General features: G+C 43.3%; 11 protein-coding genes. 2 read left to right on the forward strand and 9 right to left on the reverse strand.

All coding sequences use genetic code 11. The features are described 5' to 3' along the window. Positions 1-119: 119 nt before the first annotated feature. The 3 genes from UB51_RS09925 to UB51_RS09935 all read right to left on the reverse strand — a co-directional run bounded on the left by UB51_RS09925 (position 120) and on the right by UB51_RS09935 (position 6572). A complete protein-coding gene (locus UB51_RS09925; RefSeq protein WP_160297251.1) occupies positions 120-2033 on the reverse strand; it encodes a helix-turn-helix domain-containing protein in 1914 nt (637 codons plus the stop codon). Between the two features lie 329 nt (positions 2034-2362). Continuing rightward, on the reverse strand, positions 2363-4327 hold the full coding sequence (locus UB51_RS09930) for an AraC family transcriptional regulator (RefSeq protein WP_044877165.1): 1965 nt from the start codon (positions 4325-4327) through the stop codon (positions 2363-2365). 247 nt (positions 4328-4574) lie between these two features. Beyond that, on the reverse strand, positions 4575-6572 hold the full coding sequence (locus UB51_RS09935) for an AraC family transcriptional regulator (RefSeq protein WP_044877166.1): 1998 nt from the start codon (positions 6570-6572) through the stop codon (positions 4575-4577). Between the two features lie 408 nt (positions 6573-6980). Between UB51_RS09935 and UB51_RS09940 the strand changes: the two genes are divergently transcribed. After that, complete coding sequence (locus tag UB51_RS09940) at positions 6981-8573, forward strand: helix-turn-helix domain-containing protein (RefSeq protein ID WP_044877167.1); 1593 nt, start codon at positions 6981-6983, stop codon at positions 8571-8573. Between the two features lie 103 nt (positions 8574-8676). Beyond that, a complete protein-coding gene (locus UB51_RS09945) occupies positions 8677-9690 on the forward strand; it encodes an ABC transporter substrate-binding protein (protein ID WP_234405594.1) in 1014 nt (337 codons plus the stop codon). 188 nt (positions 9691-9878) lie between these two features. Here UB51_RS09945 and UB51_RS09950 read toward each other — a convergent pair whose 3' ends face one another. The 6 genes from UB51_RS09950 to deoB form a co-directional block, all read right to left on the reverse strand. Further along, positions 9879-10277 (reverse strand): hypothetical protein, encoded by a 399-nt coding sequence (locus tag UB51_RS09950; RefSeq protein WP_044877168.1) that lies wholly within the window; start codon positions 10275-10277, stop codon positions 9879-9881. Between the two features lie 359 nt (positions 10278-10636). Then, positions 10637-11794: a GNAT family N-acetyltransferase gene (locus UB51_RS09955; RefSeq protein WP_044877169.1), complete on the reverse strand. Its 1158-nt coding sequence runs from the start codon at positions 11792-11794 to the stop codon at positions 10637-10639. 73 nt (positions 11795-11867) lie between these two features. After that, a complete protein-coding gene (locus tag UB51_RS09960; protein ID WP_044880025.1) occupies positions 11868-13439 on the reverse strand; it encodes an ABC-F family ATP-binding cassette domain-containing protein in 1572 nt (523 codons plus the stop codon). Between the two features lie 256 nt (positions 13440-13695). Further along, positions 13696-14997, reverse strand: a complete 1302-nt coding sequence (locus UB51_RS09965) for a pyrimidine-nucleoside phosphorylase (RefSeq protein WP_044877170.1) — start codon at positions 14995-14997, stop codon at positions 13696-13698. A 41-nt stretch (positions 14998-15038) separates the two neighbouring features. After that, entirely contained in the window at positions 15039-15746 is a 708-nt protein-coding gene (gene deoD / locus UB51_RS09970; RefSeq protein ID WP_044877171.1) for a purine-nucleoside phosphorylase, read from the reverse strand. A gap of 24 nt (positions 15747-15770) precedes the next feature. Then, complete coding sequence (gene deoB, locus UB51_RS09975) at positions 15771-16949, reverse strand: phosphopentomutase (protein WP_044877172.1); 1179 nt, start codon at positions 16947-16949, stop codon at positions 15771-15773. Between the last annotated feature and the right edge of the window lie 34 nt (positions 16950-16983).

The following is a 16983-nucleotide window of genomic DNA, read 5'->3' on the forward strand; positions in this document are numbered from 1 at the left end:
ACGTTCCTCCAGTATGTAGTTTCTAATTTGTCTTGATGTAAGAGTCCCCACGCTTTATGCTCAAAAAATGACTATTCCGCTGGATCGGCTACGACCGTAGGAATAGCCATTTGCTACTGTTACTCTGCCATAATTTCCGGGAACTTAACTAGCAATTTATCACTGGTGTTGGCATCATCATAGTTCCATTTGGTCTCCACAAAATGAATTTTATTATTCTTCACCTGTGGTAATCCACTCCAGAGAGGTTTCTTCAACAAATCATTAAAAGTGTTCTTCGCATCTTTATTCGAAGGATAAAGTACAAACAGATGGTCTCCGACCAGTTGATCATGCATTACTTCCTCAGTAATCTCAATATAAGGACCATTATTCGGTTGCAATGCCTCAACGGTAGGAGACATTTTGAAACCAAGTGGCTGATACAGTAAATCCGCTATTCCGCCAGTCTTCATAATATACATGGCCTTATTCCAATAGTAGATTAATATAACCGCTGTTTCGCCTTCCTTCACTTTCCCTTGCTCCCGCAACTGCTGCCACATGGCTTCGGCTTTATGGTCATATTCCGCCAACCATCGCTCTGCTTCAGCCTTTTTCCCGACGATATCTGCTACAATCGGAAATCTTTCCTTCAATGGTAACATCCCATCAAATACAACGGTGGGGGAAATTTTAGATGCCTTATCGTATTCGTTATCCAATACATAACTTAGCAACGTTAGATCGGGTTGTAGGGCAAGTACCTTCTCGAAGTTGGTCGGATATCCTATATCTTCAGCGGGATTCTTCTCCTGGTATAAATCTCCAGAGTCCGCAATAAATCGACGATCAATACCGATAGGCTCAATACCAAGCGCCCACAAATCTCCCATATTGTTTCCCTGTAGCACAATTCGCTGTGGATCCAACGGAATATCTACGATATGCCCCTGACTGTCTGTATAGCTTCTTGTCGTCGCTGGAGTCGATTGCTCTGGAACTTGCGTCTCCACAGCGTTCTGACTTGGTGCCGCTACTTCCGCATTCCCTGCATTCGTGCTTGTTGTTGCTGTCGAACAGGCACTGAGCACTAGCGTGATACACAGCAATAATGTTGCTGACATTGATGTTGATCTTGATCCTCTGTACATAGGTAAATCTCCTTCTTCTCTGTATTGATAATGATTTTCATAATCATCACCAATATAACGCCGAGACTTAGGACGAACAATAGCAGATCCGGAACTGGAACAGGGCAATTTCGGAACCAGCTTCCCTTCACGATATTGCGCCTTGAACAATACGGGCGATAAGTCGTAATATTTCTTGAAGCTACGGCTTAGCGCATGCCCATCCGGATAACCGACACGTTCAGCTATCTCTTGCAACGTAGCTTCTGTATCCATTAATAGCCGTGCTGCTTTGTTCATTCGAACCTCTGTCAAAAATCGGATTGGGCTGTCGTTCAACCTGCTCTTGAACAGCTTGCTTAAATATCTTGTACTGCAATCAAATAGCTGCGCTATCGTATCAAGCGTAATAGGCTCCATATAACGTTCGTTCATATAACGAATCGCTTGCGCCACTAGATCCGGCCTAGCAGACTCGACTCCTTGGCGCTGCATCTGCCACAATAGCTCATGGAGAAACTGATAGAATAGCACCTTCACATGAAGCTTCTCCAACGGCTCGAGCTGAATCCAATCTTCAAGCATACACTCGACCTTATCCATTAATGAGACCGGATACAGGGGAGCAAAGCCATACTGAAGCTGGAAGGGATTTTCCCTTTCCATGAGCCGCACGAGTTCCTGACTGGCAGATAGCGACAGCCTAGCTTTGTACAATATCATATAATATTCGAACATCTCGTCAGCTACGATGTCCAGACACACACCTTTACCGCCATGAAACACATGGAATCGATTCACAGCATGTAGGGATCCGTCTAGGCACACCTGTGCGCTGCCGCGAACTGTATACAGAAAGGCGCTTGTCGGTAGTCGATAAGCAAGTAACTCTTCCCCAAGCTCCATAACAATATGGCGCACATCGATCACCTTAATTGATGCATGATTCCACAATTTGAGATGCTCGCTTAGCCTCATCGCATCATTTCATTCCCTTCCACCGCAAATATCCTGATTTTTGCTCTCATCATCACTTCAATGATAACAATTATCATTATCAGTATATCATCAAAATATCTTTCCTACATCGTCGTTTTAATCTGACTGATGCTATCATAGGCCTTCAATTTCTCACTGATGAAAAGTCGCGAGCTTCTGGAGATAATTCTCCTATAAAATGTCGGGTTTGATTTCGTGAACTATATAAGCTAAGGTATTGCCAAAATCGATGATGCGATTGGATCGGGCTGTTACGACTTCGATTTCTCTATCAGCCAGTCAGCCAGTTCTTCGACTTGGGTTAGCAATGCGATTGGATCTTGGAACCATGAGCGTTCTTCATCCCAAATATACACGCGATCATTCTTGATAGCATCCAATTTACCCCATATAGGATCAGCCTTGTACTCTTCCAGCGTCTTGTTGCCTGTTAGCACAGTATAATCACCAGAGAAATCGGATAATACTTCCAAGGACAACTTGTGATATTTCTCCTTCATAATTTCGGCGGTGACAGCAGCTGGCGGTTTGAGGCCCAGTCCCTCGTAGATGGCTCGTCCTCCCCGTCCAGAGATTTTACCGAACACAAATACTAAGCCATCGTACTCCTGTAGTACGCTAATCGTTGCTCCCTGCGGAAGTACCTTCTCTACCTTGGCTTTCGCTACGTTAACGCGGGCGTCATAGTCTGTAAGCCAAGCGATTGCTTCTTCCTGATGACCGAGCAGCTCGCCGAAATATGTCACTTCCTCATGAATATTTTTGAATTTATTATAAGGAACAACAACTGTAGGCGCTATCTTGCTATAACTTTCATAGACATCCTCTTTCCTGTTTAAAGTAATAATTAGGTCAGGCTCCAACGCTATTATTTTTTCCATAGATTCACCAATATCCTCAATACCTGCTACCTTATCTTTGATATAAGGGTTATCCATAAGAAGTTTTGACGAACCGACTGGAGTTTCTCCCAGAGCAACTAGACTACCAAGATAGTCTACCGCCACAATCCGCTGCGGATTTACCGGAATCTCAACATCTCCAAATAAGGTAGATACCGATTTGGTTTCCCCGTTACTCGTTGATTCAGCCTGATTCGCCGCTCCTCCCTGATTCGTTTCTACTTGCTGAACCTTTGTCCCATTGCTCTGTCCATTGGCCGCATTTGTATTCGTCCCTCCTGTACTGCAAGCACTGAGCAGCAGCGTTAGACAGAACAACAAGGTAGCTGCCATAGATGATTTTGACCTTTTATACACCGTAAAATCCCCTTTCTCTCTATACTGATAATGATTTTCATCCTCATTAGCAATATATCGTTGATCGAAACGATTCACAATGGAGTATTTTAGCGATTTATTTGCAGAATGTTGTATATTGTCGCTAACATGCTTACGCTTTTTGTACTGACCCGGAGCTATTCCCACATGCTTTTTAAACATCCGATTGAAATAAAATAGATCTGGATAGCCCACACTGGCGGCAACCTCCTGCAAAGTGGCATCCGTCGTCAGCAACAATTCCTGTGCCTTGTCCATTCTTAGCTTAATCAAAAAATAAATCGGGCTACTCCCCGTCTGATCCTTAAACTTTCTGGATAAATATTGTGGACTATAATTTAACAGATTCGCCATGGTCTCAATGGTGATCGTCTGGTGGTAGTGCTCCGTCATGTAACGAATAGCTTGCTCCGATAAATTCGGAAGGCTCGTTTCAATGCCCTGCCCCTGGATTTGCCACAACAATTCATAGACGAATTGATAGAACAGCGATTTAGTATGCAGCTTCTCCAACGCCTCCGGTCGGCTCCATTCGTTATGCATCTGCTTTATCTTGTTCAGCAAGTTAACCGGATATTGCGGAGTGAACGCATATTGCTGTTGAAACGGATTATCCCGTTCCAATATAAGATGCAGCTTCTGGTGGAACGGAGGAGGCAACGATGCTTTGTACAGAATCAGATAAAATTCAAGCTCCTCTCCTGATTCAATATCTAGACAGGCACCTTTTCCGCCATGCAGCACATGAAACCCTCGGACTATACTCACATGACCATCCAGGCAAATTTGTCCGCTACCTCGCGTCGTAAATAAGAAGGCACTGGCAGGTAACCGATAAGCTCGCAACTTCTTTTTGAACTCTATTACCATATGACGAACGTCCATAACGTGGATGTTCGCTTGATTCCACAATAGAATATGATCTTTTATACTCATCTTACGATTTCAATCCCTTTCCTCATTATTCCGTATGCCGTCGCTCTATGATATCACCTTTGCAACAACTGTTTTTATTATAAATGATAATCATTCTCTCTCATAGTTCGATCATTACATTCTGGGAAAAGAGTTTCTCTAAAGTATTAGGTATTGATAGACACAAAGAAGCCGGGTACCTTCTTTCGGAAGGTACCCGGCTTTTTCTTCGCACAGAAAGATGTTTTCTCACATCAATCATATCGATTCAGTTTTTTGGTGCTGAGGCCAGCAAGTTTTCCATGATAAAGTCGAGCTGCTTGTCAATGGAATAGATATCATTGTAATAAAATAAATTAAAACTGATTTCTATTAGTCTGTTTTCTTTTATGGCCGGAATACTGTTCCAAATCGCATTGCCCGTCAAATCATCCATCCCCTTATAGGAAGAACGGAATACATAATCACCGATATAATCCGAAAGCACTTCCATTGAGACGCTATAGCCTGATGATGCTTCCGTTGCAACATCCATTTTTTTCTGAACGATCTCTGGCGCCTTCATACCCAAATATTCATAAATGATCTGGGATCCGCGTCCGTATTGCTTGTTCATTATAACAAACATTTCTTTTTTGCTGCCCTCGATAATCGTTACCGTTTTGTCAGTCAGACCTGCTGCTGCCAGCTTCTCTTTGCTTTCTTCAACCTTCTTATTGAAGTTAGCGAGAAGAGTTTGCACTTCCTGCTCTTTACCGAAGGTTTTGCTCAGCAATGTAAGTCTTTCTTCCGTAGTCATTTTTTCATAGGGAACATAAACCGTTGGTGCAATCTGCTTCAATTTATTATATGTTTCCAAAGAAGGGACAATAATTAGGTCTGGATTAAGCGACATAACGGCTTCTGGATTCGGTTCAAACCAAGTTCCAAGCATTTCGACCCCTTCCAGCTCCTTTTCAAATGCAGCTCCCTCGAATACATCGGAGACACCGACAGGCTTGATTCCCATAGCAACCAGGTCACCTAGCAAATAGAGTACAACGACTCGTTTAGGATTAGCTGGTATCTCCACGTCACCCATCTCAGTAGACACGATGCGCGTTTGAGCTTCACTAGCTTGATTGCTTTCATGTGCCGTACCTTTTGTATTCTGTTCCGATGCCATCGTTACAGAAGCATTCCCTGATGAAGGGGTCGCGCCTCCGTTGGCTGTTCCGCTATTCGTTCCGCCAGTAGAACAAGCTCCCAGCAGAAGTGTTATACTGAGCAGCAAGCTTACGGCCAACCCAGATTTTGAATTAATTCTCATTCGTATAGACCCTCCATGTTTGTATTGATAATGATTATCATCACCGTTATCAATATAACGTCCAATTCCTCCTGTTCCAATGGATAATCCCGTCATTTTGAATGGATGATCTTCTGATAAGCGCCGTTGCCGCTCCGCCTTTTGGAAGCGAATCGGGGACAAACCTATATTTTTTTTGAAAATACGGCTGAAATAATAGACGTCAGAATAGCCAACAGCGTGTGCAATCTCTTGCAGTGTTGCATCCGTGCCGAGCAGCAGCTCGATGGCATGATTTACCCGTACCTGAATCAAATAATGAATCGGGCTAGCTCCTGTCTGCTCCTTAAACCGCATGGACAGATGGCGGGGGCTGTAATTCAACTTATCCGCGATTAATTCCAGTGTGAGGCTTTCCTGATAATACGCATCTATATACCGGATCGCCTGGGATACAAGATCCGGCTTACGTGTCCTGATCCCTTGAGTCTCCAGTTGCCGCAGCAACTCATGAATGAATTGATAAAAGAGCCCCTTAATATGAAGCCGATCCAGACTTTTCGCGCCTTCCCATATCTTTTCCATCAAAATCAAGTAGCGAAGCAATGGAACCGGCTCCTCGGGCCGGAAGGCGTATTGGAGCGTAAATGGATTGTGCTGTTCCATCAGCCGCACTAGTTCTTTCCTGACGGGGAAGGCATACACCGCTCTGTAGAATAGCAAGTAATATTCAAATTCTTCCTTTGCCTCTATATCCAAGCGCATCCCCTTGCCCCCATGCAACACGTGAAACTGCCTTGCTTCATGCCTAGTACTATCTAGATGCAGGCTTGCCGAGCCGCGCACACCATAAATAAAGCTGCTTGCCGGCAACAGATAGGCATCCAGCAGCTCGCCCGGATTCATAATGACATGACGGATGTCCAGTATTTTGACCGCTGTGTGGTTCCATAACATAATATGCTCTTCCAGCTTCATTGCGTTTCCTCTCCAATCCGTTTCTCTGAACGTACTCCTTTCCTACTAACGGACAGAAGTACGTTCAAGCTATACGATTTATCCATTATAGATGATAATAATTTTCAATTACAATCAAAAACGTCAGCTCCATAAATGGGCCGTACAAAGTATCTTCATGAAGAATGGCTATCTTAGACGACACATGCCGGCTCGTGAAGGCTTAATAAAAAGGATTATTCGTTACTTGTAGGCTTAGACGGTCAACCCAAAGCTATCTATTAAATGTAACTCGTATCTCTCTGCTTAAGTAAACACGAAAATTAGGCTTATACAAGTAGGAGAATCTGTTTAATTTTAGTTGGCACAGTGGCTTAAATTCGCTATAATTGAGAATGGTTATCACACATAAGACTGGAGTGTTCCCGCATGTACTACACTGAATTCAACAGCATTGCAGCATCTGTGCATGCCTTTTATGTTCCTATACAGGCAATACGCTTATCCGAAGAGTATCTGTTATCAATGAAAGATGAAGAGCTGCATCATCATGCGATTATTGTCATCTGGGGCGGAAGCGGATTTCTCAAAGCCAACCATACGGAATATGAGTTAAACCGGGGGAAGGTGTTCTTCCTTGGTAGCACATCCAGAATCAGTATATCTTCCACATCCAGATTAGAGGGCTTACTGCTGCATTATAAATGCCTGAGCAGAGAAGATTCTCCCTTACAGGAACCGTTCCTGCCGAACAGTGTGTTAGAGCACTGCCCCGACAAAATTATGATACTTGCAGACCAGCTTCATGGAGCATGGGTTGAACAACAAATGGATAATCCGTTCCAGCTGCAACAGCTATTCACCGCACTGATGGCAGAGTTACATAGCGAGATGAAGGCAAGACAAAACCTTGAAAGTAGTTGGCTAGAGCGGGCGCTCGCCTACATTGACAACCATTTCTGCGAAGAGCTAACCAGGGAGCACTTGGCCAGACTAGCTGGTGTCAGTCCCGAGCATTTTTCCCGCTCGTTTCGCAAGTCAACGGGTCAAACTTTCAACGAATATATCACCCTACTGCGGATTCGCAGCGCCCAACAGCAGCTGTTAACTCGAACGACGGATTTGAACACTCTGGCGTTGAATGTAGGGTACAAGGAAGGTACCTACTTAAGCCGAAAATTTAAACAGCTGGTCGGCTTGTCCCCTACCATCTATCACCGCAAGACGAAACGAGTAGTTTCCATGACGTTCAACCATACCGCCGCTTTGTGGACGCTTGGGGTAGTCCCGGAACTCGGCATGTATTCCTCCTGGCTGCAAAGTGTAAAGAATGTCACTTTCGATCAAAATATGGAACCGTACCGGAAAAGCGCCTCTATGATCTATGATGCGATTGCCGCAGCTGAGCCGGATGTTATTATCAACTATAATACGCTGGAGGAGAACAGACCTCTGATTTCGCTGGCGCCTATTATTGAGCTCCCCTTCATGACGATGGATTGGCGCGAGCAGTTCCGCATCATTGCCGATGTCGTAGACAAACGGGGTCAGGCTGAGGAATGGCTAGCGCATTATGCGAAAAAAATTAATGAAGTAAACACGCAGCTTGATCATTATATCGGACCGAGGGGAACCGCCATCGTTTGGGAAATCGGATCAGGTGTCGCCTACTGCTTCAGTAGCAGCTATGGAAGGGGCTGCCACATTTTATATGAAGACCTTGGCTTTCATCTTCCCGCAGCACTGCTTGAAGAAGACATTCTGCACTTGGGGTATATTGAGACTCCAATTGAAACGATGGCTTCTTATTCTGCCGACCATATTTTTATAGTTTCTACGCCCTCAGAACCAACGCAAATTACACGTATGCACCGCTTGTTCCAATCCGAGGCGTGGCTCTCTTTGGAAGCAGTTCGATTAAATCGAGTTTATCTGTTGGATCAGACGGATCTGTTTTACGGTTTTGATCCCTTGTCTTCACAGGTACAACTGCGGGAGCTCTCCCGCGTACTGACATCATAATTGTCCATGACCTTAGATCACTTTAAGGCATAGTAATTTGAATTCTAAAGTTGTAAAGTTATAAATGAGAATGATAATCATTATAGACATAGGAGGATTTACTTTGTTTAATCTATATTATATGAAGCAGCGGCTGATCCTGCCGTTACTACTTCTGCTTACCGTACTCGTATCCGCATGCGGAACTACGGGAACGACAGCTACCAATCAGTCGGACAGCCAAACAGAGGTGAACCCGGCTCAGAGCTCTGGATCTACCAGCAATGATGTCAAGGCGGTAAATGAAGATAGCAATGCAGTTAAGACGATCACCACGGTGAACGGCGATATCGAAGTTCCCGTTCATCCTAAACGGATTGTCGCCGAGGAATATCTGGGCAGCCTGATTGCCCTTGATGTGATTCCGGTCGGAGCTCCCGGGCTGACACTTGAAAATTATTATTTTAAAGACGCGCTCAAGGGTGTAGAAGGTACCGGAACTTATGGGCAAGTGTCACCTGAGAAACTCATTTCTCTAGAGCCGGACTTGATTATTTCAGGAATGGCGGATAGCTATGAGCAATTAAGCAAAATTGCTCCGACCATTATCATTCCTTACGGAACGTTGAAAAATGCCCACGAAGAGCTGACCTATTTCGGGGAGCTGTTCGGCAAGGAAAAAGAAGCAGAAGCTTGGCTGGACAATTATGATCAGCAGATTTCAGCAGCCAAAGCTAAGGTGGATAAGGCTATTCCGGCAGATGCTACCTTCTCGATCCTCGAAGTTGGCAATAAAACGTTATTGACCTATGGCGATAACTTCGGCCGCGGTGGACAACCCATCTTTCAGGCATTTGGCCGCAAGCCACCCGCAGCCGTAGCGGATGAAATTATGGAGAAGCAATGGGCAGAGTTGTCGACGGAATTACTTGATAAATACGCTGGAGATTATCTGGTTGTAACCTCCAATGAGCTCACCTTGGACGATCTCAAGGCTGATCCGATCTGGAGCAAACTACCGGCCATGAAAAATGGCCATGTCTATGTTTGGCCAGAGGAGCGTTCCTGGTATTATGACCCAATCGCAGTTCTGTCCCAAACCGAGGAGCTGGCAAACTGGCTTACAGGCGAGAACTAAACCGCAAGTGAAATCTGGAAATCAGTCAATTATGATCCATAAGGAAACAAAGAACCGTCAGGATAACCTAGCGGTTCTTTGTTTCCTTCGGCCCTACCCGGATAGTGAACACACCACCAATGTGCTTCTTACAGTAAAATAAACGGATGCTACCATTAAGTATAAGAAACCCGTCGAAAGTAAATTGATTAAAATTTAGCACCTGTATTCATTTCATAAATATTAATGGTATCTTCATGTATTTCAATTGCTATTACAGTATCGTCTTTTTTAAAAAATTGAACATGCCCCATCCGCTTTTCTTCCAATTCCATCCATCCTAAATCTTTTAATTTTTGAAAATAACTTTTAGGTGGATAAAGCCCTTGTTCTCCCCCTATATTTTTCAATTCATATCTAACGCCTATTTTAATATTTGGATTGCTCGAATTTGTCGTTATTTCTATTTGTTTTGCATTTTTCGGAATAGGAATTTCGTCATTTATTGATGACTCCTTATATCCTATTTCCTCATCATTTGAAGGTCTACAACCGTTTGCAAATATTAATAAAGGTAACAACATGAAAGCAATTAAATATTTCTTCAAACTTATCTCTCCTTATCACTCACTAACTTCACCAAAAAAATTAAAGCCCTTGTTACTAACGATTATAGCGGTTAATACAACGTTTAAATTGACTATAATACTACAATTACTTAAACGCCCAGAAATATAGAAAAGTTTCATATATTTACAAAAGACAGAGAACGGGGAATTTAGGAAACTTCAACCTATTCACTTGATCATCCGCTATTAGGAGAAAAGATATAGTTAGCTTAAGGAATGAATTAGAAATGAAAAAAGGCCACATGCGATGTGGCCTTTTTGCTGTGTAGTGAAATGTAAAATGAAACTTGGTGACAATAAATCTTAAGCGGAAGTGTAAAAGATATCTGCTCTAAAGTTTACTGACATGCCTCAGCAAGAATATGAGCAATCTGTTCGCTGTCCTCTTCTCTGTAGACATGTTCATGATAATGGGGTTGATGAATGTCCTTCCATCCCTTTTCGACAGCCTTTGAGTAATAATGTTTTGCACGTTCCGTCTCACCGATCAAATAAAACAAACAGGCTGCGTTCCAATACAGTGCTACATCTCCATTCCAGTCCCAGCCTATATCAAGCGCATGTGCGTAACTCCAAGCTGCACGAGCGTAGTCTCTATCCACGCCATACTTTATATCACCGCGCATATAATGGTTTCCGTTGACTAGAAGGTTATTTAAGGAGATGTTCCACCCGAACAGGACTGGAAAATCTGCAAGTAGCATGAAACCTACAGATAATGCTGTTCTCTGCGAGCCTATATTGTCTGACCAACACTGCCAACCCACTCTAGTTATACCCCGCTCTTTTGCGAGGGAGAGCACACCTAATGCCGTCTTACGTGCCCAGCCTTTACCTCGATAGCTTTTATCCGTTTGAATGCCAAGCTCGCACTCATTCCCAACTACCCAATCCGTAAGGCACCAGCTGACAATGGTCGGACCCTCATCCGTATCTTGTATAGCTGCACATCCCCAACCTTTGTCCTCATAAGTCTCTAATGAAGACCATCCCCCTAGAATTTCACTTATTACACCACAAAGCCCCACTATATCCATTCTCTTCAAAAAATCTCCATTTATTGGAACAATATAATCATCAAGGTGGGCATCTATACTATTGAGATCGTGAGTATAAGTCATTCGCCCACTTCTCATCGGCAATAAATCTTTCATAATCACCTCTAGAGCACCTTTCCAAGTCTCATTCGATGGATAAAACAAAACATAGTCTAACTGACCATCCGACGCAAGCGCGGGTAACAGCTCCAATTTGAACAGATTATTAACTTCTTCAAAAAATGGACTATTCTTCGGACTCCCCCCCAGAAAAATACCTTGAGGACTTGTCAGTACTGCTGTTGTACCGTCATTAGACAAGAAAACTCTACCGGATATAAAGCCTGTAATAACACCTTTAATGGATATATGCTGCTTCAACGCTTCAAAACAATCTGCTACTTGATAAAAATCCTCGCTAGTGAGTTCCATTCCGTGAACCATGCTCTTGGAATACATCTTGACTCTTTGCCTCCCATAAGCATATGAGAGATTTTATTCAGCTATAAATATAAAGATATTTAAGTCCGTTCTATACACTCTGCTCACTTATCCCCAATTCAGGATCAAAGGTGAGCATCTTTGTCGCTATTTTATCTATGAAGAAGCGATCATGACTTACCGTAACTACAGCTCCAGGGAAATGGATTAGCGCCTGCTCCATGACCTGAATACTTGTCAGATCCAAGTGATTAGTAGGCTCGTCCAATATAATGACCGCAGCTCCTGAGAGCAAGCATTTAGCTAGAGCCACTCTGGCCTGCTGTCCACCGGATAGATTACCAATGACTTTACTCAGATCCATTTCTGAGAATTGAAGCATCGTTAGGAATTTATTCACTTTCTTCCGAGTAGCATTTAAACCAAGTCCAGAAATATTCACTGCATGGCTAACGGTATCCTTAAGATCAAGCTCATCCCACATTCGGTTGAAAAAGGCGTAGCTGACGCCCCTCTCCCAGATCACATCGCCGGAATCCGGTAGTTCTTGCCCCGTAAGCACCTTAATGAGGGTGGACTTCCCGCTTCCATTGGGTCCCACGATGACCAGTCGATCTTCCTTCTGAATATCAAAACTTATGTTCTCAAATATCGACCGACCATCATACGTCTGTCCGATTCCTTTCACTTCACATAGCTTGTCTGGGAAACGTAAATTTTCATAAATATCGGTGATCAGCACATTCACTGGATGTGGATCAACCCGCTTCTTCATATCCGCTAACTTACGCGATAATCGGTCTTTCGAGGTTTTCTTGTTGGAACGGTTATCGATAGCTTCGGACTCCATGATGAGAAGTTCTTCCTCCCATTCGAACTGGCGATCCAACACTTTCTTACGCATCTTCTTCTTCCGTATGTAATCGGTATAATTACCTTCGTATTCTTGAAAATGGTAGTTCTCAATCTCAATCGTTCGCGTAACGACTCTATCGATGAACTGCCGATCATGCGACACTAGAATCATCGCTCCATTGAAGCGGTGTAACCACTGCTCTAACCATACCAGACCTTCTAAATCCAAAAAGTTAGTCGGCTCATCGAGCAATACAACATCGGGCATCTCGATTAGAACCTTCGCTAGTGCGGCGCGATTCCTCCAACCTCCGGACAACTCACCGACAGGCTGATTACGCGATCTATCATCGAACCCCAACTTGGTTAGAACCGTGTCAATTTCAACAGAAACATTCCAACCATCTAAATGCTCCATTTGTTCAAATAGCTCTGCTTGGCGCTCTAATAGTTGATCCATCTGGGCATCATCCGTTACTTGGCCTAGCTTCCCCCCTATTTCCTGTAGTTCCCGTTCGATAAGTGCAACCTGCTCGAAGCATAATTCTAGCTCCTGTTGAACAGACAAACCTCCGCTCAGTTCCGAGAATTGAGAGAAATAACTTATCTTAACCTGAGGGTCCAGTTCCACTTTTCCAGCTGTAGGCTCCTCTTTACCCATAATCAGCTTGAAAACAGTCGATTTACCGGCTCCGTTTCGTCCAATAAGACCAATCCGTTCCCCTTTGCTCACCCGAAAATAAATATCCCGAAAAATCAATGTGTCTTCATATTTCTTAGTTACATTCTCCATACGAATTACGCTCAAATCTATCACCCTCTAGTTCCTCTATTTAATCTGATAAAAGTCGTGTTCTTATTCGAGTATACTTCGATCACTCAAGCGTGATTATAACATTAGATCGCTTTTCATACATCACACCCATAGATTCGATACCATAACGAAGTTTATTTACAAGTGAAGAAATATGTCCAGCTACATGAAAAGACCAAGTGAAAGTCTATCCACTTGGTCCTAAGGGTGCTTACTTCATGTATATTTAGAGATTTACTGTGTTTCTTTACTATTCTGTTACGATATCATAGATAAGGACAGCTGGCTCCGAATGGTCTCCGATACGGATATTTTCATAAATTTTAGCCATTATGTCATTTACATTTTCACGATTAGAATGAATGGTTACCAAGGATTCTCCCACTTTTACAGGATCACCAATTTTTTTGTTTAGCATTAGGCCTACGGCTAGATCGATTTCTGAATCTTTCGTCGCCCGTCCAGCACCTAACAACATAGCAGCAATACCAATCTCATCCGCTACAATCTCAGCTACAACACCGTCTTCTTTAGCAGGTACTTCAATTAGATATTTCGCTTGTGGCAATTTCTCGGGATGATCTACTACCGACGGATCGCCACCTTGATTAGCGATAAATTCTTTGAATTTATTCAAGGCCTTACCATTACTTATAACTTCTTTTAGCATTTCTTCTGCTTCTTCAAGCGAGCTTGCTTTATTCGCTAAGAACACCATTTGACGACCCAAGGCAAGACACAACTCTTCCAAGTCTTTAGGCCCTTTACCTTGTAATGTATCAATCGCTTCTTTCACTTCGAGCGCATTTCCAATAGCAAAACCAAGAGGCTGGCTCATATCAGAGATGACGGCCATCGTTTTACGACCCACATTATTGCCGATACTAACCATAGCATGTGCCAGTTCCTTGGCGTCTTCTACAGTCTTCATAAATGCACCTGCGCCTGTCTTCACATCCAGGACAATCGCATCAGATCCAGCAGCAATTTTCTTACTCATAATAGAACTAGCAATGAGTGCTATCGAATCGACTGTTGCAGTTACGTCACGAAGAGCATACAGCTTCTTATCTGCAGGTGTAAGATTTCCTGATTGTCCGATGACCGCAATTTTATCCTTATTGACCAAGTTCACGAATTCCTCTTTACTAATTTCCACGTGGAACCCTTCAATGGCCTCCAATTTATCAATTGTGCCTCCAGTATGACCCAATCCACGACCTGACATCTTCGCCACTGGGATATCCAGAGCAGCAACAAGTGGAGCAAGGACCAATGTAGTCGTATCGCCAACACCGCCTGTGGAGTGCTTATCTACCTTAACGCCTTCAATCGCCGACAAATCAATTGTATCGCCTGAATTTACGATCGCCATTGTCAAATCAGCGCGTTCCCGCTCCGTCATATCTTGGAAAAAGATCGCCATCGCCAAGGCACTCATTTGATAATCTGGAATCTCGTCTTTCGTATAACCTTCTATAATGAAATTGATTTCCTCTGTCTTCAGTTCTTTACCATCACGTTTTTTTGCAATAAGATCGACCATTCTCATCGTATATTCTCCTCACGTTTGCTATTTATTATAATGTCTAATTACAGAGAAATAACTGTATCAAGTGCTACTTCCATCATGTCGTTGAAAGTGCTTTGTCGTTCTTCTGAAGTTGTCTCTTCCCCAGTCAATAAGTGGTCACTCACAGTCAAGATAGTTAGGGCATTAACACTGTACTTCGCTGCCAATGTATATAAAGCAGTTGATTCCATTTCCACGCCCAAGACACCGTGACCCATTAGTTTCTCGACAATCGATTTGTCATCTCTATAGAAGGTATCTGAACAGAAGACGTTACCTACATGCATTTTCAAACCTTTTGCTAAACCACGTTCATATGCTGCCTTTAGCAGTGAGAAACTAGCAATCGGGGAGAAATCATAGCCACCAAATACATGGCGATTCACACTGGAATCAGTACACGACGCCTGAGCTAGAATGACTTCACGAACGTGAACACTCTCCTGCATAGCGCCACAAGTACCCACACGAACCAAGTTCTTCACACCATATTCTTGAATGAGTTCGTTCACGTAAATACTAATTGAAGGAACTCCCATCCCCGTTCCCTGCACGGAAATTCTCTTGCCTTGATAAGTACCCGTGAAACCTAACATACCTCGAACCTGATTGTAGCAAATGACATCTTCCAAGTACGTCTCTGCTATAAATTTAGCCCGTAGGGGATCTCCTGGTAATAATACTGTTTCTGCAATTTCACCTTGTTTAGCTCCGATATGTGTACTCATGTGTGATTGTCTCCTTCTACTTTGTTATTTCAAATCCGATAAAAAGCTGGTACCATACTGCGGCATCGTAACTTCAAAGTTCTCTGCAATAGTTGCGCCAATATCCGCGAAGGTATCCCGTAAAGGTAGTGCATGACCTTGCTTAAACCGCGGAGAATAGACTAATAGCGGCACATATTCACGAGTATGGTCCGTTCCGCGATAGGTAGGATCATTACCATGATCTGCAGTGATGATCAGAAGATCATCTTCAGTCATCTTGGCGAACACTTCCGGTAAGCGGGTATCATAGTCTTCTAATGCTTGTCCATACCCACTTGGATCTCGGCGATGACCATATAACGCATCAAAATCGACTAGATTTAAGAAGCTGAACCCCTTGAATGATTCATCAAAAGTCGCAATGAATTTATCCATACCATCTGAATTAGAAACGGTACGAACGACTTGAGTGACCCCTTCACCGTCAAAAATATCTGAGATTTTGCCGAGAGCAATGACATCATAATTGGCATCCTTGAGTGTATTCATGACTGTGGGACTGAAAGGCTTCAACGCATAGTCATGACGATTAGATGTACGTTTGAATTCACCTACTTCACCAACGAAGGGTCTGGCGATGATTCTGCCCAGCATATACGGATCTTCTAACGTGATCTCTCTACAAAATTCACAAATCTCATATAATTCCTTTAAAGGCACGACGTCTTCATGTGCAGCGATTTGAAGTACTGAATCCGCAGATGTATACACTATTAAAGCGCCTGTCTTTACATGCTCTTCTCCAAGTTCCACCATAATTTCTGTTCCACTGGCTGGCTTATTCCCAATGACTTTACGGCCGGTTTTCTCTTCAATCTGAGTAATTAATGCATCAGGGAAACCATTCTCGAAGACACGAAATGGTGTATCAATACGCAAACCCATCATTTCCCAGTGTCCTGTCATTGTATCTTTGCCACTGGATGCTTCTTGCATCTTCGTGTAATAAGCAAGGGGTTGATCGGCTTTAGGCACGCCTTGGATTTCCTTAATATTGGATAACCCAAGTTTAGCCATATTGGGCATTTCCAGCCCTCCGCATTCACGGGCAATATGTCCTAAAGTATCAACATCAAAATCATCGAATTGCGCAGCATCTGGTGCTTCTCCAATACCTACCGAGTCCATAACAATGAGGTGTATCCGTTTAAATGGTGTCATTGGTAATTGATTCCTTCCTCTCATGATTCTCTAA

It is taken from the genome of Paenibacillus sp. IHBB 10380 (genome assembly GCF_000949425.1).
Classification (GTDB): Bacteria; Bacillota; Bacilli; order Paenibacillales; family Paenibacillaceae; genus Paenibacillus_AQ.

What these genes read in the sequence shown, in the direction of transcription:
- UB51_RS09930 (WP_044877165.1), bottom strand. Translation starts at nt 4,327, where the DNA reads ATGAGTATAAAAGATCATATTCTATTGTGGAATCAAGCGAACATCCAC.
- UB51_RS09935 (WP_044877166.1), bottom strand. Translation starts at nt 6,572, where the DNA reads ATGAAGCTGGAAGAGCATATTATGTTATGGAACCACACAGCGGTCAAA.
- UB51_RS09940 (WP_044877167.1), top strand. Translation starts at nt 6,981, where the DNA reads ATGTACTACACTGAATTCAACAGCATTGCAGCATCTGTGCATGCCTTT.
- UB51_RS09955 (WP_044877169.1), bottom strand. Translation starts at nt 11,794, where the DNA reads ATGTATTCCAAGAGCATGGTTCACGGAATGGAACTCACTAGCGAGGAT.
- UB51_RS09965 (WP_044877170.1), bottom strand. Translation starts at nt 14,997, where the DNA reads ATGAGAATGGTCGATCTTATTGCAAAAAAACGTGATGGTAAAGAACTG.
- deoD (WP_044877171.1), bottom strand. Translation starts at nt 15,746, where the DNA reads ATGAGTACACATATCGGAGCTAAACAAGGTGAAATTGCAGAAACAGTA.
- deoB (WP_044877172.1), bottom strand. Translation starts at nt 16,949, where the DNA reads ATGACACCATTTAAACGGATACACCTCATTGTTATGGACTCGGTAGGT.